The 20,179-nt window shown below is 56.5% G+C and carries 15 protein-coding genes, 1 tRNA gene and 2 pseudogenes; 8 read left to right on the forward strand and 10 right to left on the reverse strand.

All coding sequences use genetic code 11. From position 1 onward, the window contains the following. Positions 1-15: 15 nt before the first annotated feature. Entirely contained in the window at positions 16-858 is an 843-nt protein-coding gene (locus tag U3654_RS10225) for a hypothetical protein (RefSeq protein WP_324751447.1), read from the reverse strand. A gap of 266 nt (positions 859-1,124) precedes the next feature. Between U3654_RS10225 and U3654_RS10230 the strand changes: the two genes are divergently transcribed. Continuing rightward, positions 1,125-1,882, forward strand: a protein-coding gene (locus U3654_RS10230) for an IS5 family transposase (protein ID WP_324751448.1) whose coding sequence is annotated in 2 segments (ribosomal slippage) — positions 1,125-1,446 and positions 1,446-1,882 — 759 coding nt in all. Because the reading frame shifts where the segments join, the coding sequence is not laid out codon by codon here. 450 nt (positions 1,883-2,332) lie between these two features. On the opposite strand, the gene U3654_RS10235 is transcribed toward U3654_RS10230, so the two are convergent. Further along, a complete protein-coding gene (locus U3654_RS10235; protein WP_324751449.1) occupies positions 2,333-3,718 on the reverse strand; it encodes an IS1182 family transposase in 1,386 nt (461 codons plus the stop codon). A gap of 304 nt (positions 3,719-4,022) precedes the next feature. Here U3654_RS10235 and U3654_RS10240 point away from each other — a divergent pair, with 304 nt between their 5' ends. The 3 genes and pseudogenes from U3654_RS10240 (at position 4,023) to U3654_RS10250 (ending at position 6,125) form a co-directional block, all read left to right on the forward strand. Continuing rightward, positions 4,023-4,484, forward strand: coding sequence for a thiol-disulfide oxidoreductase DCC family protein (locus U3654_RS10240; protein ID WP_138924006.1), 462 nt, complete (start codon positions 4,023-4,025; stop codon positions 4,482-4,484). Between the two features lie 312 nt (positions 4,485-4,796). Further along, positions 4,797-4,895: pseudogene (locus U3654_RS10245) on the forward strand (VOC family protein); the annotation flags it as partial. A gap of 174 nt (positions 4,896-5,069) precedes the next feature. Then, positions 5,070-6,125: a hypothetical protein gene (locus U3654_RS10250; protein WP_324751450.1), complete on the forward strand. Its 1,056-nt coding sequence runs from the start codon at positions 5,070-5,072 to the stop codon at positions 6,123-6,125. Positions 6,126-6,230: 105 nt separating this feature from the next. Here U3654_RS10250 and U3654_RS10255 read toward each other — a convergent pair whose 3' ends face one another. The 4 genes and pseudogenes from U3654_RS10255 to U3654_RS10270 all read right to left on the reverse strand — a co-directional run bounded on the left by U3654_RS10255 (position 6,231) and on the right by U3654_RS10270 (position 10,831). Continuing rightward, entirely contained in the window at positions 6,231-6,410 is a 180-nt protein-coding gene (locus U3654_RS10255) for a hypothetical protein (protein ID WP_324751451.1), read from the reverse strand. 57 nt (positions 6,411-6,467) lie between these two features. Next, a complete protein-coding gene (locus U3654_RS10260; protein WP_324751452.1) occupies positions 6,468-6,728 on the reverse strand; it encodes a hypothetical protein in 261 nt (86 codons plus the stop codon). Positions 6,729-6,741: 13 nt separating this feature from the next. After that, positions 6,742-6,972, reverse strand: a pseudogene (locus U3654_RS10265) (transposase); the annotation flags it as partial. 115 nt (positions 6,973-7,087) lie between these two features. Continuing rightward, positions 7,088-10,831 (reverse strand): hypothetical protein, encoded by a 3,744-nt coding sequence (locus tag U3654_RS10270; protein WP_324751453.1) that lies wholly within the window; start codon positions 10,829-10,831, stop codon positions 7,088-7,090. Between the two features lie 583 nt (positions 10,832-11,414). Between U3654_RS10270 and U3654_RS10275 the strand changes: the two genes are divergently transcribed. Then, complete coding sequence (locus U3654_RS10275; RefSeq protein ID WP_324751454.1) at positions 11,415-13,280, forward strand: TniQ family protein; 1,866 nt, start codon at positions 11,415-11,417, stop codon at positions 13,278-13,280. Positions 13,281-13,476: 196 nt separating this feature from the next. On the opposite strand, the gene U3654_RS10280 is transcribed toward U3654_RS10275, so the two are convergent. Beyond that, positions 13,477-13,552 (reverse strand) — tRNA-Trp (locus tag U3654_RS10280). 653 nt (positions 13,553-14,205) lie between these two features. Between U3654_RS10280 and U3654_RS10285 the strand changes: the two genes are divergently transcribed. Beyond that, entirely contained in the window at positions 14,206-15,054 is an 849-nt protein-coding gene (locus U3654_RS10285) for a sulfotransferase (RefSeq protein WP_324751455.1), read from the forward strand. An 80-nt stretch (positions 15,055-15,134) separates the two neighbouring features. On the opposite strand, the gene U3654_RS10290 is transcribed toward U3654_RS10285, so the two are convergent. Next, positions 15,135-15,758 (reverse strand): hypothetical protein, encoded by a 624-nt coding sequence (locus U3654_RS10290; protein ID WP_324751456.1) that lies wholly within the window; start codon positions 15,756-15,758, stop codon positions 15,135-15,137. 126 nt (positions 15,759-15,884) lie between these two features. Here U3654_RS10290 and U3654_RS10295 point away from each other — a divergent pair, with 126 nt between their 5' ends. Continuing rightward, positions 15,885-17,261, forward strand: a complete 1,377-nt coding sequence (locus U3654_RS10295) for a cytochrome P450 (protein ID WP_324751457.1) — start codon at positions 15,885-15,887, stop codon at positions 17,259-17,261. A gap of 109 nt (positions 17,262-17,370) precedes the next feature. Then, positions 17,371-17,724, forward strand: a complete 354-nt coding sequence (locus U3654_RS10300; RefSeq protein WP_324751458.1) for a hypothetical protein — start codon at positions 17,371-17,373, stop codon at positions 17,722-17,724. A gap of 56 nt (positions 17,725-17,780) precedes the next feature. Here U3654_RS10300 and U3654_RS10305 read toward each other — a convergent pair whose 3' ends face one another. Together U3654_RS10305 and U3654_RS10310 are read right to left on the reverse strand one after the other, a co-directional pair. Beyond that, positions 17,781-18,926: a M48 family metallopeptidase gene (locus U3654_RS10305; RefSeq protein ID WP_324751459.1), complete on the reverse strand. Its 1,146-nt coding sequence runs from the start codon at positions 18,924-18,926 to the stop codon at positions 17,781-17,783. Then, complete coding sequence (locus U3654_RS10310) at positions 18,926-20,113, reverse strand: DUF898 family protein (RefSeq protein WP_324751460.1); 1,188 nt, start codon at positions 20,111-20,113, stop codon at positions 18,926-18,928. Before U3654_RS10310 ends, U3654_RS10305 begins: the two co-directional genes overlap by 1 nt. Positions 20,114-20,179: the final 66 nt, after the last annotated feature.

The following is a 20,179-nucleotide window of genomic DNA, read 5'->3' on the forward strand; positions in this document are numbered from 1 at the left end:
TTTGGAATAATCAGCCTAGTTTCGTGCCGTCTTTATCGCCTCCGCTAAAACCTCGATTTCAACCGAAGCCTTAATCAGCGAGGTGAGATCGGGCGCATAGGCCTGAGTTGCCACGGCAAGCACCGCCTGATCCATAGCCAGAACAGACTGGTCGATCAAAATGACCCAGCCAGCAAGAAGTCCGCGGAAATCTTCCAATCTCTTGAGGTTGTCCGTGTTGATTCCGTCTGTGCCGCCAAGTGAGCCTCTAGTGGTATAGCCAAGCTTCACAACATCGAACATCGGACCAGTGCCACGGCGCAACTCCAGCATCAGGTTTTTCATGTCGGGATGCGCTGCAACCAACCGTTCGCGGAAAACCGCACGATTCTGCGCCCGCTCCAAAACTTCGAGAACCAAAAGAACTCTTCCAATTCCTTCCGACAGGATTTTGACAAAGGCCGCATCTACGCCTGTTGCCCCTCCCAGTGTGGTGAGAGACGCCTCAAGCGAAGAACTGGCGGAACTCAGTTCCGACCGCACCGCTGCCGCAGCTTCTCCGGTAGCGAACCCTGAAAGCGCATCATTGTAGTCTTTTAACGCGGTCAGACTAGCCCGAATGGCTCCCGCCAGCGGCGGATCACCTACCTTGAGGTAATATTTGGCTTCGTCAGGGTCAAATGAACGCACTCCGCTCAAGCGGTTGAATTTTTGTTGCATCAGTTTGCGTTCGGCGCGCCCAACTTCATCAAGTACTTTGTCGCCTTCGACATATTGAATCTCAAAGGCTTGGCGATAAATTTGAAACTCAGCTGCCCCAAAGCTGCAGGCGCATAACAAAGCAATAATAAAAAATTGGATTGCGAAACGAATCTTCATTGACTAATTTCCCACATTTAACCTAGGGTAGTTTATTAGTATATCTATTTCAACTATTACTTGATCTCTCCAACCGGCCTTTCGCCGGATAGGGTGTCTCTTTTGACAACTTATCGTTTAATAAATTAGACTCAGATAGCACCAAGACTCTCTGAGCAATTCAGCGCAGAAGCCGTGCGCGCAGCGTTGACTAGGCTCTGGACCCATTAATCTGCTTGAAGCAATCAGGACTGCATGATTCAAGCTCCCGAACCGAGGGGGGCTTCATGAGCAATCTTTACTGGCTGAGCGAAGATCAGATGGCGCGGCTTCGGCCGTATTTCCCGAAGAGTCATGGTGTGCCACGCGTCGATGACCGGCGTGTTCTGAGTGGTATTATCTTCATCAACCGCAATGGGTTGCGTTGGCGTGATGCACCCCGTGAGTATGGCCCGCACAAGACCCTGTATAACCGCTGGAAACGATGGAGTGACATGGGAGTGTTCGCGCGGATCATGACAGGACTGGCTGCCGAAGCGCCCGACAACAATACGATCTCGATTGATGCAACTTATCTGAAAGCGCATCGCACGGCTTCCAGCCTGCGGGCAAAAAAGGGGGGCGTGGACGCCTGATCGGTCGGACGAAAGGTGGTATGAACACGAAGTTACATGCCGTCACCGACACGATTGGCCGGCCGATCCGGTTCTTCATGACTGCAGGCCAGGTCAGCGATTATACTGGGGCCAGAGCCCTCGTGAATAGTCTCCCAGCCGCCGGGTGGTTATTGGGAGACCGGGGCTATGACGCGGATTGGTTCCGTGAAGCCCTTGTAGATAAGGGAATAACGCCCTGCATCCCGGGACGAAAGTCGCGCGGCAAGACCGTCAAATACGACAAGCGTCGTTACAAACGACGGAACCGGATCGAGATCATGTTCGGCCGCTTGAATGACTGGCGACGGATAGCCACCCGATACGACCGATGTCCAAAGGTATTCCTGTCTGCAATCGCCCTCGCAGCAACCATCTTGTTTTGGTTATAAATCAATGAGTCTGGAGCCTAGCTTTTCGGCGGCTTCAAGCCTGTGGATAAGCAGGTCCAGCGCTGGATCATCACGTTTTTCAAGATACTCGGACACAATCTTATTTTCCTTCATCAAATACTTCAAACCGGAGTGCAGTCGATCAGTTTAATTTTCACAACTCCTCAATATTTAGTTCTTATACTGGCAAACCATGCCTCGTAGTCCGGACTTTGCAACGGCTATTTCCTGCGCATTGCTGCCGCCGGTGGAGACCGCAGCAGGGGTAGCCGGGTGTTTCAGCCTTTGAATGGCTGCTTTTGCCATGCTGAGTTCTGACCCGAGCACTTGCAGCGAATTCACACTTTCCGCCGTTGGTGCCGAGCGTCACACACGGCCGATTCTGTTGAAAAACGCCCCGCTGCAGCCGCAGAAACTCGGTCTTGGAATACGGCTCAAGTGCCTTTCTGATCAGGCTTTCTTGATTTGCTGCGGTGCAGGAAAGGTCTTGGCCAGCTTGCGGAGGTTTTGGGCGGTGGCAGCGAGTAGAAATTCGTCATTCGCTCCACTTGGGCCGCGCAATCGGAGTCTTCCCAGCCCCAGAATGCGCTTAAGGTGGGCGAAGAGCATCTCGACCTTCTTCCTTAGTCGCATCGACACGGCATATTGCCTGGTTTTTGCGATCTCCCTGGCGATCTGGCGGGCGTCTTCATGTTCTTCGCGGGTGATCTTGCGCGCGTCGGCATTCGGACAACATTTCGGCTTTGACGGGCATGCTTGGCAGGTCAACTTCAGGGCCTGATATTTTGCGACACCCTTGCCGGTCGGGCCACGGTTCGGGTCCGAGTAGTTGCGGCGGAACTGTTTGAGGGCTTCGCCTTCCGGGCAGATATATTGGTTGTTTTCAGCGTCCCATTCGAAGTCGGCGCGGCTCCAGGTGCCGTCAGTGCGCCCGGCCTTGTCAATCACCGGGATATGCGGCGCGATCTTGCGGTCGACAAGCCAGCCAAGCATCGGACCGGAGCCGTAAGCGGTATCCGCTATGATGCGCTCGGGGTGCAAATCGAACGTGTCTTTGACCCGGTCCAGCATTGTGCGCACGGACCCGACCTCGGCCTGCCGGATCGACCGGGTCGCCTCCACATCGAGGATCACAGCATGATCGGTATCGATCAAGTAATTGGTCGAATACGCAAAGAATGCGGGGCCTTTGCGAGCCGCCGTCCACTGGCTGGACGGGTCGGAATGGGATGTGAACTTGGGCTCGACTGTTGAGGCAGCGCCAAAGGCCGCATCATCCAGAACCTCCAGATATTCCCGAACCGCGCGTGGCGCGTCCTCCGGGTCAAGGGCAGCCGGGTTCCAGTCTTCCTTCGCCGTCGAGTTCTGCTTGTTGGCGTCAGCCTCGATCAGGCTGGCATCCGCGGCAAAGCGCTGGCCGCTGACCAGACCCTCGGCGATGCACCGCGCCACGGTCGTTTCGAACAGCTGGCGCAGCAGGCCGCTGTCGCGGAAACGGCCGTGCCGGTTTTTGGAGAAGGTGGAGTGATCGGGAACACCGTCCATCAAATCAAGGCGGCAAAACCACCGATACGCGAGGTTCAGATGTACTTCTTCACACAGCCGACGTTCAGAACGAATGCCAAGGCAATAGCCGACCAGCAGCATGCGTATCAGCAGCTCGGGATCAATAGAGGGGCGGCCAGTGCTGCTGTAGAACGGCGCCAGATGCTGACGGATGCCGGACAGGTCGACGAAGCGGTCGATGGATCTCAACAAGTGATCTTGCGGAACGTGATCCTCGATTGAGAACTCATAAAAAAACGCGCCTTGCGCCTCTTGTCTCGGTCCCAGCATCGCAATTCCCCTCACATCATGCCGGAAATTGAATCAGCGAAAGGCCCTCAAATCAACAAGAGTTTTTCAACAAAATAGGCCCATTGCCGACCTTCAGCATAGGATTGCGATGCCGCAGTGCGGCCCGCCATAGGAGCCATTCGTCGCAACCCCAAAATTGGGAGACAGATGAATTCACGCAACGCGGACGACGCTGCCATTATAGTTTGTATTGCCAAACTGGCATTTGCGGATCACGCTCGCCCACTGTTGTCGTTTCTTATGAAGCGACGCATGCTGGGTCCAAAAAACTGTGGAGAGTAGAATGGCAGCACTTGCAGAGAGAACAGCCTATTCGTATCGAGAGGATCCAGCCGTTCCTGCCTTCGACGATAGTGGTCAAATAGCGGTCATGGACGGCGACTGCGCACTTTGCTCCTGGGGTGCGCGCACAATCGCGAAACTGGATAAAGCTGGGACGTTCCGCCTCTGCCCCGCCCAGTCGAAAACCGGCGATGCTCTCGTGCGTCATTACGGACTGGACCCGGTGGACCCTGAGACCTGGCTCTTTATCGAAGACGGGCAAGCATGGTCCGGGATGGAAGCGATCATCCGGATTGGCGAGCGCTTGGGCGGGGCAGCAAGGCTCGCCAGCCTGTTACGCGTTCTCCCGCGAGGGCTCCGCGAATGGATATATCGCCGTATAGCCCACAATCGGTATCGCTTCGGCAAGTCCGACATGTGCGCTACGCCAGACGATAAGCTCCGCCGAAGACTGATGACCTGAGCATTCCCGGCGATCTACGCCAAGCGTACATTCAAAGGACCGATCTCGGCCTATTCTGTTGAAAAACTCCGCCATGCGAAAATCACCTTAGAAATCTGGAACACCGTTCTCGCGATGGGCCGATTGGCAAACGTTGCTTGCCGAAAGTCGATTTAACGGGAAGATATTCTGGCAATCCCGTCAATTCGGGCGAGCAGGTGAGTTTTTCAACAGAATAGGCCCAGACCGGACTTTCACCGGTCGCGCCGACACCGGACTACGGCTTTCGCATTGCGGCCGTTCGTGCATCGTGCAGCATTTTTGTTGCTCGGATACGGGCCCCATTTCTACGTCGGCTATCTCCGCGACCCACAAGGCAACAAGATCGCGCTGTTCTTCAGTAATCCAGACGAACCCGGACGAGATGGGTGACGCGCTACGGGGTGGCGATCTGTGGCGGGCATGATCGGCGGTTTCCGGCCATTCGCCGCGGTCGCAAACCGATCAAGGCGCGCCATTCAAAGCCGACATCCATAGGTGTGGTAATTGCGGCAAAAGTTCTTTATCTGTTCTTGAGGCACAGGATCACGCACGGAGTCATCGTTTATGGAAGTATCCCAAGTTGTTCAGTTGTCCGAATGGTTGGACGAAAATCTAAAAGATGTAACTCCGAAATTGTCGGCCTTGGTAAACGTTTTGCAGAATAATTCTCAACAACCGAGCCAGCAACCTGTGACGGAGCCTCTTAAAGATTTGTCGCGTGCTTTAGCAGGTATGCAAACATCTGAACTTTCCGCGCTACAGATAGGTGTATTGGAAGAAATGGATGTGGCCAAGTTAGTTGGCAAGCAAGGTAAGGCTTGGATTAATCATCGTGTCCGGGCCACGACCTACGATCCAGCAACAACCTTCCAATCAGTGCAAGAGGGCCAACAAAAACTCGAAGAAGCGCAACGGCTGCTAAGAGAATTCAAGTCCTCGGCAGGTAAAGTTGGTTTTGAGGATGCGGACGAAGTGGATGCGCCAACACCTTATGTGTTCAACGTGATTTTCCAAGAAGACGCTGCTATCAAGAATGTAAGAGATTGGAAAAAGACCGCTAACGATTGGGAACTGATCATCGGGGGAGTTACTGCTGTCGCAGGCGAAAAGCCAGAAGATGTTGCGGTTGTGGGAGCTCAAAATGGATCCATCATCTACACTCTAAGCGCGACCCCTATCGTCACTAAAATCTTGGCGACAGTATCCAAGCATATCGCCAGCATTGCGAATGACTACTTAGACTTTGAGTTGAAGCGCGAAGAGCTTCGGCGTTCCCGGATGATGTCTGAGGCAATTGAGAAAGACCTAAAGCGACAAGAAGACGAACGCCGTGCAACAGGCAAAGCCCTCATATTGGATGCAATCAAGGAAATCGTACCCGATGCGACGCCAGAGAATATCGCCAAACTTGAAAAGGCGGTAGATCGACACATCAAGTTTTCAGAGGACGGTGGTGACGTTGATTTTGTTTTGCCGCCCGAACTTGATCAAGAATCTGACGATTATGACGAAGACCTTGCGCAGACCGTGAATGATGTGCGGGAGTTGATTCAAGACTATCGCTCAGAGGTTCAAAAAATGAAACTTTTGACATACGTCGAAGACGAAGAAGATGACTAAGAGGTTTGAAATCAAAAGAATGGCAAACATTAAGGCCCCTGACGGGGCCGAAGCCGTCTTCTTTGAAGTTTGGGACGTTATCGACGTGGAAGGCGAAGAGCGTGTTCACCGAAACCATGATCGGGCGTTCAAGACAGAAGCTGAGGCGCAAGCTTGGATTGATCGCCAAGGGCCGTACACATAGTGGAACGTGCCCTGATCTTCGATGGTGATCTTGTGATGTGCCCCTTCGATACCTTTGGCGACGCCCTTGCGGGCCATGATGGAAGTGCTGAGCCACGTCATTTTCGTGCTCCTTTTCTGGTGGTCTTCGATAATTCGATCTGCCCGTCAAACGTGCTTTCAGATGGTCAGATGTCTGCGGACTTCATTGGGCGAACGGATTTCGTCGGAGTTCATGTTGGCCACAATGCGGCCCTTTTCCATGACGTGCCCCCGGTCGGCCAACGAAACGATAAGCTCGAGATTTTGCTCGACGAGCAACACGGCGACGCCGGTCTCCCGGTTCAGCGTGCGCATATTTCGCGCGATGTCCTTGATGATCGAGGGTTGGATACCTTCTGACGGCTCATCCAGCAGCATCAGACGTGGATTGCCGATCATCGCGCGCGCGATGGTCCCGCTCCTCCTTGAGAATACGGACCTCGCGCCGAAACCGGTCATTCTCTCGAGCGAGGCTTAAATCGTCTTTTGACACCACAGCCGTGTCTCGATGGGCCGTAATCCATTTGTTCAGCGTCGACATACCAACCCCAAGATCATCAGCCACCTGCTTGCGTATCAGCCCGCTGGTCAGCGCGATCCGCACAGCATCTTGGCGGAACTCGTCCGTCCGTTTCAGTCCCATAGTTCGTCTCCTTTGGTGCAGTAAATGCTATCAAAGGAGCGGCATCAAACCGCGACAGGTCCATAGTTGCTTCGGCTTCAACGGAAACAAAGCAATAAGGCCGTCCAAAATCGCTTCAAAATGTATCACGTAGCTCGCGCTGCCTCACTTCGCTGTCTTCACGTTCGGCGTCTCGCTCCCAGCTCTCGGCGATCCGGGACAGCAGTGAATTGGTCCTAGGCCACAGTTCAGCAATTTCCGCCCACCGGCGGTAATCGGCAGCGAGTTCTCGCTCGAGCATACCACCATCCCGCATTCCCCGCACCGTTACACCGCGCATATTAAAGCGCTCTGTCTGAAGGCCACGCTCGACATTAGAGCTCGAGAGTCGCTCGATTTCGTCACGTACAAATCGGTGCGGCCAGCCACCATCCAAGTCGTCGTTGGGAGAATGTGCGAGGACATTGCCTAAGGATAGGTCGGTACTGACTTGCCGATCATGCTCAAGAGCAAGCTGCTGCATGCGATCTATCCAATCTGTCAACTTGGATGAATCTGGCTCCCTATCGACGAAACCCGGTAAAATCGAGAAGCCCTTAAGAAGTTTATACGACTGCCGCCACTCGGAACGCTTCGTGTCAGATGCCTCTACGTCATCGTCGTCCTTTGAAGGTGTTTCCTCGCGGTACACGTTGCGAACTATTTCGTGGTAGAAATCTGCGTTGGAAGCCATCAAACGGTGGAGGCGTAGCGGCCGCTTGGAGTGCTCAATTAAAGCTAGAAGTGCATATTCATGCGTCGCTATATCGGAATCCGCTAGGTCCCGTCGGTCAAGCTCCTCGAAAACCTTCTTGATTTTGTAATCAAGGTTCGCAGAGCTTCGTTCAGAATCCATCTTGTTGATTTCATGGACGCTTCGATTGAGTAAAGCGAGTAACAAGCATGATGGGACTTCCTTAAGGCGATTGTGGCCGGTCTCGAGAGCAGCTATCGGTCGGCCCTGTCGAGCCAATCGGAGCATCAGGCGTAACAGAATTGGCCGCTCCGCTTTAGTCCAGAGAGGCTGTAATTCCTGCCAATATGAATTTTCAACTGTTTCGCCAAACTTTGATGCTGCGTCCCAAATTTGAGGTTCAGAAGGCAACGCACACAGTAAACGAGAGATGCTTACATCGTTAACACCCGGCTGATAAAGTTCCTCGATCAAAGAAATCGAAGTCGCGTCTCCTGCCATTTCGCGAAAAACTCTCAAGAGTGACCGTGAATGACCATCGCCCGCGTCGTCTGCAAAACTGTCTTTAACAAGTTGAGCTAAGAAAGCCGAAGAAAGGTCCGCGTCAATAAGAGCCTCAAGAACATGATAGGTGTTTCGAACACTTGAAAGAAGCTCAATTACCTTTGGCGAACCTTCAGAAGCCAACTTGGAAACTGCTTCGCTGCGGAGGAGTTTTTGCTGATCCTCGTCATCTAAATCCCAGTAGTCATCAAACAGGTCGATAATCTGTAATACTGGATCCTGAGGGGTAAACTCAGCAGAAATCTTTGCCATTCTTTCAAGATTTTCCCCTTTAAGGGCCCATTCGGTATATCCGAATTTTTGATGATGCTTGACCTCTTTGCTTAGGCGTTCCCAAAGTTGATCGCGCTCAGGGTTTTCTGCACCTCGCAGCGTTTCCTCCAGGGCATCCATGGCCCCTCCCAAAGCCTCATCGGGAAACCGGAACATCATTCGGATCAGCTCCAGCATTCTTAAGGGATCTCCAGATGCCAATTCAATTGCGCGCCCACTGACATGTTGTTGCGCCTCCCAGTAATCGGCATTAGTGACCCCACGAGGGCTTTCGACGTCAAAGCCGCGCAAGCGCGGCTCATCAGTGCCACTTGTTGAGGCCTGCTCGTCAGGAAGTAGACGAAGCAACAGCGTCCAGCCTGTTTCAGGAAACTCTTTGAGAATTTCTTCCATTACTGCGATACGAAGCGACAGGGGGGCAAACGTTGACGGCAGCCATGGCAAGAAGATGTCGGCTAGGCTCGCAGCTGGGCGGTTCGCAAGATTACCACCTGGATCGATCTGATCGAGCCCGGCCAGTATAAGACAAGCGCGTCTGAACAGCTTCGGGTCCCAAGCGAGGCGCTCGAGTGCCCATAGCACATTGGTATGTTCTGCGCTGGGAAAGGCGAAGCCCTGTACTTCCTTAAAGATTGGGCGGATCGCCTCCCCGTCGCCCTCGAGCATGTGCTCGAGGGCTGAGAGAAAAGGCTCAGGTGCTGCCTCCGCCAGCATGGGGAGGTTCCCTGCGAGACTTGTCAACAGTCTATGGTTGCTCTTCAGTCCAGGGAGAGCGTTCACCACTTCGTTGGCAAATACTTGTCCAGCGCCTGCTGCTACTACAAGCCCCGCCTGCTCCTCCCAAACCGCAGTCAGCAGAAGCGTTGCCGCCAAGCCTTCTCGGAGCCACTCACTGTGCCGGTCCGGAGGCCTTCGCATGTAGGCGGGTTCTTCTGGGTCAGGTTCGGGGTCAATATGCCCGAATACCTTTCCTAGAATTGGCCTTAGTTGGTCCAGTATGTCTTGTCCAATTAGATGCCCGGAATGGATGAATGCATCCAGTGGTGCGCGAACCTTATAGATACTCTGCTCACAGGCGATGGGTGACCCGAGGCCGGCAGTGAACGGCCGGATAGCCCTCTCAAATGCAGCATAATTCGGCGTTCCTGCGATGGCGCTCATAATTTCTTGATCGTGAGCATTGTTTGAATCCCAACTGCCTGCAAGAAATGCCGGGAGCAGAACAGCTGCGTTGTTATACCATTCCGGCAGTTCAGACATGCCGCCAGGAATTTGACGTTCAAGCGCCGCCAAGCTTCCGCCGCAGCCTCGCGCATAGATTTGTGCCTCTCGTTCAGACAGGTTCATTTTCTCCAGCGCTTTCGTGAGGGCGAAGCTGGTTTGACGTCCAAGCAGCTGACCTTTGCCACCGCGCTGCAAACCGTCAAGCGGCACGATGGTTGGGCCTGACGCAGAGAATTTTCCCGGCGAACGTGCCGCATCGCCGCGTAGTAGGAATGCAAGGTTCTGCTTCGCGACCAAGCCACGTCCGCCGGCCTCGGTGTCGATAACAAGCGTTCGAGCCTCGAGAAATTTACGGACCTTCTCATCAGAGCTTCGAATCGCCGCAACTGCAAAGGCGATGACTTCGTCCGGGGCGTCACCTATCAGAGACATCTGATCCGGCGGCCCCATAAGCATGCCGAGCACTTGTTCAACCAAACTTTCGCGCTCAGTCGTCAGGACCTCCTCAATCAAAGGTGGAGCAAATCTGTTGGCGAAGTCGTTCCAGAATTCATCGGTGCTTCGAACAGCGTCGACCGGGGCTAGCTTGAGCGTGTTTCGGGCATGCCAAGCTGAAACCGCTGGTGCCTCAGCGAGCCAGCGTTCTAAGCTGGCGCCATCTATCACGATCACCTCTTTCCAAGACTGCTCTTTCTTTCGGATTTCCACCCAATTCTCGAGCTTCCAGTCCTTTTTCGTTGAGTCCCAAGTGAATGGTGTGACCAAGACAAGCGTGACATCCTTCTGGTCGGCGGGAGATATTTCGCCACTACGCTTATTGAAGTCCTTGATAGCTTTCCCTTTGTAGTCAATCTCGGTTCCAATTTCCCAAATCGACTTACCTTTTGGGATGAAGAGCGCGTCGCCGTCGCTCGCGAGAATTCCGTCTAGCCCACGCGTTCTACCTTTATCTCCACTTGGAAAACGGATGGAACGTATGTCACTCGCAGTCGCGCTAATCAGGTCCGCGACAAGTTCAGGAAGTTCGGGCTCTGCAGAGTTGGTTCGCCCCCAAGCATCGAGATGCGCTGCCGTGATCCACTTCATTTGGCGCGAACTCCTTCATTTTGTGCATTTTCAGCCACCGCCCAACCTAAGTAAGAATTTCTGAAACGCCAATCCCCCGTTGAGTGAGGCTCAGCTAGTAATTGGGTCTCACGGTAGCGCCTAATTTCGCTGGATTGATCTCCAATCCCTCAAGTTGTGTCCGTGCTGAAAACCCCCAAACCGGCCATTCGTTCATGTTACAGCGAATTTCCGCTTTTCGCCCTGACTGTTGGTGTTGGGCGGCTAGTGACGCTGGACATGGTAGCTTTTAAGGTCAAGAGGTAGGCCCAGCGCATAGGGAGCGACGGTCTAAAGGTCGCTCCTTGACGTCGACCTCTTCGAGCACGCTAGCCGTCCGCACTGCTTAGTAAATCGATATCTGGCTCCATCTCTGCCCGGTTGGCAATTTCGCGGTCCTAAACCACCTTGCAGACCGGATCGAAAACTCTGAGATTCGATTGAGGAATCGGTTTCGTGAATCCTGAGCCGAGTGTGATCAAGTGCAGGACGTCAGAAGCCTTTGAGTACCATAATATGCGAGTTCATATAATGATCCAGCTGATCAACCGTGCTGAAAATCCCTATGTATAGGCCGCTGCCGCTCCGCCCTACACGTGCCCCTCGCGAGACCATTCCGTCTTTCCTTTCAAGGTTGGCGGAAGTGAACGGTCTTGGCGCCAAGGATTTTGCGCGGGATATGGCGATATCCTTCAAACGGCTTCTGAACCTTGAAGACGAGCCCTTGGAGGCGCTTGCCGGTTGCGCCGGTCTTGATGGAGACGCTGTGGAGACACTGGTCTCTTGGACCGGGCGCCCAATCGGAGATGTGCGAATGGAGTTTCGCGCCGAGGCTTTCGTATCTCGCAGCCTCCGAAACCCGACCGTGAGGGGGTGTCCAGTGTGTTTGCGGGAGGATGTCGAAGCCTACGATGACCCGCCGCTGGAGGCCATGGTCATGCGCGGGGATTGGCAGTTTCGCGAAGTTGTCCTGTGCCTGCGCCATCATCATCCCCTGGTGCCATTGTGGACTGCCGCGCATCCAAGCGATCGGCACGACATCGGCGCGCGTCTCAACGAGATTGCTCATGACCTCATGGCGGGTAAGCTTGATCAACAAATACAATCCCCGACCCCCTATGATTTCTGGCTGGACGGTCGCCTCGAGAACGGGCGCGATGCCACTTGGCTCGCGCAGCATGATCTTTATTCAGCCGCTAGTTTCTGCAGGATCCTTGGACGGGAACTGCTCCGTCTCGATTCCCCCGCCGACGTGGGCGAAATCAGCCTGGAAATGCGGTCCCGCGCAAGAGGCTTCGAAGTAGCAAGCAAGGGCGAAGCGAGCATTCTCGCGGCGCTTAAAGAACTCATGCAATTTGCGATCAGTCGCAACCTGGAGATCACAGGGGCGTTGGGCGACCTTTTCTACAGAAGGAAGTCCAGTGTATCTTTTGATCTGGATTGTTTTGCGCCATTTCATCGCATCCTGCGACAGTTCGCAGTAGAAAACTGGCCGATCGAAACAGGGGGATTCGTATACGGGAAACCGTTCCCAGAGCGCATTCTGCACTCAGTCAGGACGGCGTCGACGGAAACAGGCTTAGGACGGGACTTGTTAGGCCAACTGCTAGTCGAAGTGGGCGCAGTTGATCCGAAGGACAACCGACCCGAAGCATGGAAGACCTTCCCGGTTAAGGAATATGCACTCTTCCTCTCGGAAGTCCCGTCTTGGCTTGGGTCCCTCGAGATCAGACAGGCAATGGGGGCGTCGCGCAGAGAGTTTAATACGCTCGTGCAAGACCAGGTACTGACGCCCCGCACTCGGCTCCCGAACGTGAAGAAAATCTGGTGCCCTTCAGATGGCATGGAACTTGTTGCCAATCTTAAGGCAGCAGCGTCACCCATCACCAAGGAGGACGACAACTGGGAGAAGCTGCAGGACGCCAAGAACCGTTCCGGGATCTCGGTGGGCGCGCTCATCGGAGCCATCCGGTCAGGAGATCTGCAGGTCGGCGCGAGAGACGGCCAGACCGGCTACCAGAGCATCTGCGTCCTCAAGCAGGAGGTCGATCGGCTGGCGAGGCCCACGGGCACGCCAAGGCCGGAGGACTGCCTCCCGGCGTCTAGTTTCGAGCGGTCCATAGGGCTCAGAACCAAGGGCCGATTCCTTGCGCTCGTACGCAAGGGACACACACCAGCCACGCGGATGCGTCATCCGACGACCGGAGCCTGGCAATATTTCATGACCGAGGCCGACATCGCCGCATTCCATCACCGATTCATGACGCTCTCATCCATGGCGAATGAGTTTGGCAGCCACCGGCACACCTATCTGACCACCCTACGATTCGCCGACGTGGCCCCCTTCGCGCCCGACGGCGAAGACTACGGGCACCTCTATCTGCGTACAGACATAGAGCCAGTTCTGCGCCGTCATCGGCTCATCACCTGAGAACCACCTTGCAATCCAGCGAACATTTGCACCACATAACGTTGCGAAAACAACCAGTTACATTCCGATACCGCCGTTCAGACGGACGCTAGAAGCGCGTTATTTCGTCCATAGTGCGTGAAATGTCTTGACAGGGGGTATGCAAGAAAACGCCGTTTCGTGCAAGCTTATGCCCCATTGGCAGTATCGGTGGAAATGGCAGGGGCAGCAGGGGTCGAACCCGCGACCTACGGTTTTGGAGACCGTCGCTCTACCAGCTGAGCTATACCCCTATGGCCGAGGTTTGCTTAATTTTTGCTGTGAGCAACGTCAAGCAGATATCGGTCAACTCGCCACTTTTGCGCAAATGACTCGCCCGGGCCAAAGGTGGCTCATTGCCGTCCAGACGGCGGCTTCCCTTGTGAAACTGCGGCGGCGGTGCCGATCCGCCCATCACATGATGCACAGATGCCAAAACGTAAGCTCCGGCCAAGATCATGACCCACTCGCGCATCACGACACCACGCCGGGGGGGGGGCCGAGATAGAGATGTTGGACCCGATCACATCCACGCCATCAACATGATTTGGCTCACTGGTACATTTTGATCTGTTTCGTCCCAATCGGAATTTATTTCTTGGGATGCTGATGGAACAATTCGTAGAAAAGCTGCTTTCCCGCTACAGCGACTCGCAACCAAACGGATCGACTGCTACAGATTTCGCTAAACAGAATTCGCAGCGCTGAGGGATGGATGAAACCGATAGATTACGAAACATTCAGACCCATCTTTATCGGCGGCACGGGTCGGTCCGGCACGTCAATCATGGCGGATTTCCTCGACTCTCATGAGACATGCACACTTCCCGCGCATGAGAACAGACTAATCGTAGCGTCACGCGGCCTCCGGTCGGTCGTAAACGATTTGACAGGTGAATTCCATTTTATGGACAACCACCTCACGATTGCGAACTTCGTCTATTTCTCAAAGGTGCTCAGAAAATCCGGCTTTCGCAATGGCGGGCTCAGGGCGCTGCAGCGCATCTTGGACGGGGTATCCCAGGCAACCCGCGGCAAGAGAGTTGGGCCGAGGCCAATTCTCGAAATCAATCCAAAATTCGAGTTCAGTTTGCACGCGATCGGCCGCGCGATCGGACTGAAACACTATGACAGCTGCATCGACCAATTCTTGAACGACATCATTCTCGATATTGATCCAGAGGGAATACTCTACATTGATGGATTGATCCGCCCCCTATACACCGCAACCACGCGAAATAGGGATGAATTGATCGAATTCAGCCGTCAATTTCTGAACAACCTGTATTCGAAGCCTCTGGAGAAAACCGGAGCATCCATCTGGTGCGACGATACTCCGCTGAATGTTTTGCATTCGAGTTTTCTACTCGAACTCTTTCCGAACGCTGCGATAGTCCACATGGTCAGGCATCCGATGGATGTCTTTGCGTCTTACATGGAGCAGACTTGGACACCGACCGATTATCAACGCACACTCTTGCGTCTAGAAAAGACCTATTCAGAGTTGATACAGACCGAGAAGGACCTCGGGGCTGATAAGTTACTCATTATTCGGCTCGAAGATGCGTGCGATAGTTTTGAAGAAACGAAGAGGAAACTTTCCGATTTCTGCCAGATCTCACAGTCTGGCTTTGATGGCAGTGTGCATTTCAAAGGCAACAAGATTGGAACTTGGCGTGAGAAATTGCCGCAAGAGGTGCAGGTGGCTGCCCGTGACAGGCTAGGCTTTGCCATTGAGCACTATGGTTATGACTGAAGACCTCAACGCCGTCGGAGGTTTCCAACACCGTCCTTTCTCAGACAGCAAAAAACGCCGCAGCATTTAGATGGCTGCACTTAGCTATCCGCGACGGCAGGCTTCGCAGCGGGCGTTTTAGGAGTGGCGCGCACGGGCTTGGCCGCAGGTTTGCGGTCGGCTGCGGTGCCGCCAAACCAGTTCTCTTGATATTTCTGACGCTCCAGCCAGTTCTGGATCAGCTTGGCCGAGTTGCGGCTTAGATTCGTCATCTGCTGTTCCTTGGACTGGGTCAGGCCAGAGCCGATGATGGTTTCACCGGAGAAGGATTCGATCACCGTCACCTGCTCGGGCTTTTCGTTCAGCTTCTTGCCGGCGGCGTCGTCCCATGCGGTCACGTTCAGGATCAACGCCGATTTCGGCGATGCGACAATAGGCACGCCCGGCACGGCCAGCACGTAGCCCTCGATCGAAATCGCCAAATGATAGAGCTTGTCACCATCATAGCGGCGGAAACGCTCATCCACCGCCTTTTTCATCGACGCTATCCACTCTTCATTCGAGGCATCGCGTGAGAGCGGGCCCTTGGCGATGTTTGGCGCGACGACGACGTTATAGCCCAGCTTGAAGTCACCTAGTGGCACCGGGGCCTTGCCCAGATCGTTGGGATTGGTGCAGGCCGCGACGGCGGCCAGCAGGCTTAAAAGGGCGATAAGTCGAAGCATGGGCGGCGATCCTCGGAAAACAGGGCGTTGAATAGCCCTGACGCGATAGCGCAGACCAGCGCAGATCGCAACGAAATGCAGGGACGCGTATTTGCCGGGGCGCGCCGCGCACCTATATGACACGTCATGAAGACAGACGCCGCCCCTGCCCCGCCCGCCGCCGCCCTGCCTGTCCGCGTCCCGCTGGTCACGCAGCCGATGGGGATTTTCGCCAGCCTCGGCGCCGCGCGGCGCAACGTGCTGAGCATCATCCCCGAGCTGGCCACGCGCCAGCCGATGGTGTCCGGGCGTACCGGCAAGCGGTGGCACATGGTCATGGACCCCGGCGCGCTGCGCCGCGTGCTGCTGGAGAATGTCGATAATTACCCCAAGTCGCTGGTGACAAAGAACCTGCTAAAGCCCGCCATCGGCAACAGCATGTTCATCGCCGAGGGCGCCGAGTGGCGCTGGCAGCGGCGCGCGGCGGCGCCCGTATTCTCGCATCGCAACGTGATGAACCTGGCCCCCATCATGACCGCCGCAGCCGAGCGTAGTGCCGCGCGCATCGCCGCCGCAGGTCCGCGCGCTGTCGATGTGGCCGAGGATATGGTGCGCACCACGTTCGACGTGATCGCCGACGTGACTTTTTCGGGCGACGGCAGCTTTGATTCGGGCGCGGTGCATGGCGCTATCGACGCCTATATCGCCGAGGCGGGCAAAATCTCGCTCTTTGACATTCTGGGGCTGCCAGATTGGGTGCCACGGCCCGGTCGCATCATGTCGGGCGCCGCGATGAAGCAGATGAAGCGCATCGCGGATGAGGCCGTCGAGGCCCGCCGCAAGCGCGGACCCCAAGGCGTGCCGGACCTGCTGGACCTGCTGCTGGACGGCGAAGATCCCGAGACGAAGCGGCGCATGAACACCGCAGAGCTGCGTGACAACCTGCTGACCTTCATCGTCGCAGGCCACGAAACGACGGCGCTGACGCTGGGATGGTCGCTCTATCTGTGCGCTTTTGATCAACGGGTGCAAGACAAGGCGCGGGCCGAGATCCGTCGCGTCTGTGGCGATGGCCCCGCAACCGGCAAAGACGTCGTCAACCTGCCCTATATCCGCATGATCGTGGACGAGGCGCTGCGCCTTTATCCGCCAGCCGCAATGGTGTCACGCAGCGCCGTGGCCGAGGATACGCTTTGCGGGCGACAGATCCGGCGCGGCGATACGGTGATCGTGCCGATCTATGCGCTGCACCGGCACCATCAACTTTGGGAAAACCCCGACGCCTTCCACCCCGAACGGTTCGAGACCCGCAAGGACATGGAGCGTTACGCCTATCTGCCGTTCGGCGACGGGCCGCGCATCTGTATCGGTGCCAGCTTTGCGGTGCAGGAGGCGGTCATCATCCTCGCCACGCTGCTGAATAGTTTTCGGTTTACGCCGGTAAAAGGGCGCGACCCGGACCCGGTGATGATCCTGACCCTGCGCCCCGAGGGCGGCGTGTGGCTTCAAGCCCAACCTGTCTGAGAATGCAGCGGAAAGGCGCGCATGACTGAAGGGGATGCGGCGGCGCGTTATTGTAATCACGCGAGCGCACCTATTTAGTCAGGCAGATCCAACATCACAGGAGACTGCAATGTACTTTCAAATCATCTCACGCACCGCCATCGTTGCCGCCCTCGCAATGGGCGCTGCAACATCAGGCGCGCTGGCCGCCTCAAGCCCGGACGAGCTGCGCGCGGCGCTGGTCGGCAATACATTCAGCGGCGACATGGGCGGCGGCGGATACGCCAGCTACTTCGCCGAGGACGGCAGCTATGAGGACGCCACCGGAGGCGGCACGTACGAGATCACCGAAGAAGGTGTCTGCTATCCCGAAACCGATTTTGGCTGCTACGAGGCCGAGATCGATGGCGACCAGCTGGAGTGGTTCCAGAACGGCGAAAGCGCCGGCACCGGCGTGATCAAGCCAGGCAACGCGCTGGAATAAGCGCGCATCGCATTAGCGATTTATGCGGCCCGCAGGATATCTCTGGCGGGCCGTTTTCAGTCGCAGATATCCTGTAGCGCCTGCCATTCGGCCTCGCTGATCACAGGGCGGGTATTCGTCTGGATCGCCGCGTTAGTCTCGGCGCGCTCGGCACGGGCTTTGCTGGCCGGGTGGCTGGAAAAGTAGCTAGGCAGTGCGTGCGCATCACTATCTTCGCCATCTGGCAAGCTGGCGAAAAATTTCGCCATGCCTGCGCTGCTAACCCCCGCGTCATTCAATAGGCCCAAGGCAAAGCGATCGGCAGTCGCCTCCGCCTCGCGGGTGTAGCTGGCCTGCAATATCAGCTCGCCCAGAAAAGCGGCCGCGGCGCCGCCGGTCACGTCGCCCATCACCATCGACAAAAGGCCTGCCGATCCGGCGGCGCGCAGGGCGTGGCGGGTGGCGTCGCGCGCCTCCACATGTCCAATTTCATGGGCCAGCACGGCGGCCGCGGCATCGGCACTGACAGCATCGTCCAGCAGGCCGCGCATGATGACGATCTGCCCGCCCGGCGCGGCAAAGGCGTTGACCATACCGTGATCCAGCACCTTCATCTCTAGCTCGTATTGCAGGCCCGCACCGTCCGACAGCCGCCCCGTCATCGCATCCAGTGCAGCGCGGCCCGCCGGCGCCTTGCAATCCAGCGCGCCCAGATCGGCGGCCCCCAGCGCCGCCTCGATTTGACCCACCACGGCGCGGCCAAAGGCAACCTCACGCTCAACCGGGATGAACCCGGCCAGCGTGTCAGCCATGCGCGGCAGAATAAAAAATAGCATGACGATGACCGCTGCCGCCGCCACAACGCCGCGCCGAACCATGCGGCCCCACATGCCGGGCCGCCGATCGCGGCGCATCAGGCGCGGGCAGCGGTTCCGCAGTGTGGCGATCAGAGCTGTGTCGCGCACCACCAATCGTGCGGGATCCAGCGGCATCGCGTCCGTGCGATTGTCCGGTTGGTGCAACGTCAGCGTCATCTGCCCGGTCTGCCCGGGCTTCGGTCCCTGCCCCCACAGAGCGCGCAAATGCTCCAACGGCCAATCAATGGCGCCCGCATCAGGCACACCCAGTATGGTTAACGCGCGACCGTCCTCCGACAGCATGACCCGCACGCTCTGCCGCGTGGCACTGAGGCCATCATAGTAGCGCGCAGATACTGGCAGCATCAGAATGCCCCTCCGATATCCAGCGCGTCGGCAAAGCCTTCGGCGTCGGTGCCGGTATCGGCGCTGCGCTGCCGGATGTTGCCCAGCGTCTCCGCGCCGCGCAGTTCGCAGCGGGTGGCCACATGGCGCAGGATAGGCTGCGAAATGCAGATCAGTGACAGCGCCGACGATATCGCCAGCGCCAGCAGGTACAGCAATACCGACGGCACAATCATGGCGCGCAGCGGGACCGTCTCGAGCCCGATCAGCAGCATCGGCACCATGCCCAGCACGACAAAGGCACCGCCAGCCCCGAGCGATACCAGAAACCCGCCGCCGACCATCTGCCACAGGATCGACCACGTCTCGGGCGCGGCGACGAAGGCGATCTGAGATTTACGGCCGAGTGTCAGGTGCTGCGTCAGATAAATAAAGCTGTTCACCCGGTAGGACAGCGCGCCGACCGCCGCCCAGATGACGCCCAGCGTGCCCCAGAGGCCCGCCATCACCCACACCTCAGACACGGCAAACACCACCGCGAGCGCTATCAGCCCCGCGCCGATAAAGAGATGCTTCATCGCCGGATAAAGGCCCTGCCAGCGCCCGCCCTGCTGAAACGGCGCATCGCCATACCAACTGCGGTCGGCCTTGTATTTCTCAAGGTAAAAGGTCATGCGCGGCAGCAGTAATCCAAATGACGCCAGCGTCACGGTCCAATGTGCCATCGCGCGCCAGACATAGCCCCATGCGCCGGGCTGCGCGCCGAACCGCACCGCCCGCCAGCGCGTACGCGCCAGCTTGTAGCGCCGCGCGCGATACTGCGCGAAAAAGATCAGCGGCAACACCGCCAGCGACGTGATGGCAAGCGCGCCGAATTGCAAGAACACCTGCGCCTGCGTCTCGGCCGACCCAAACAATGTCAGGCCAAAGTAGAACAGGATCATCTGAACCGCGCCCAGATAGATCGCCAGCACCACGATTGCGGCCAGAAAGCCCAAGAACTTCTCCAGCCCCGTGCCGGTATACTCAAACGCATCGCCATCTGCGGCCACGCAAGACCACACATGTCGGCGGATCCGTGTCTTGGCCCAAAAGCGATAGACGCCAAGCGTCAGCGCGGTCAGCATCGATGTACGCAAGGCCAGCCAGAACAATGGCCCCGCCGTGCCGCGATATTCGCCCTTCAAGCTGCCGGGCTCACCCGTCATCGATCCGCCTCATTGCTACGACCGCACATCAGGTGGGTTCAGCGCCGCAATAGCCCGCCGACCCGG

Origin of the sequence: Roseovarius sp. Pro17 (assembly GCF_035599575.1) — a bacterium.
Taxonomy (GTDB): domain Bacteria; phylum Pseudomonadota; class Alphaproteobacteria; order Rhodobacterales; family Rhodobacteraceae; genus Roseovarius.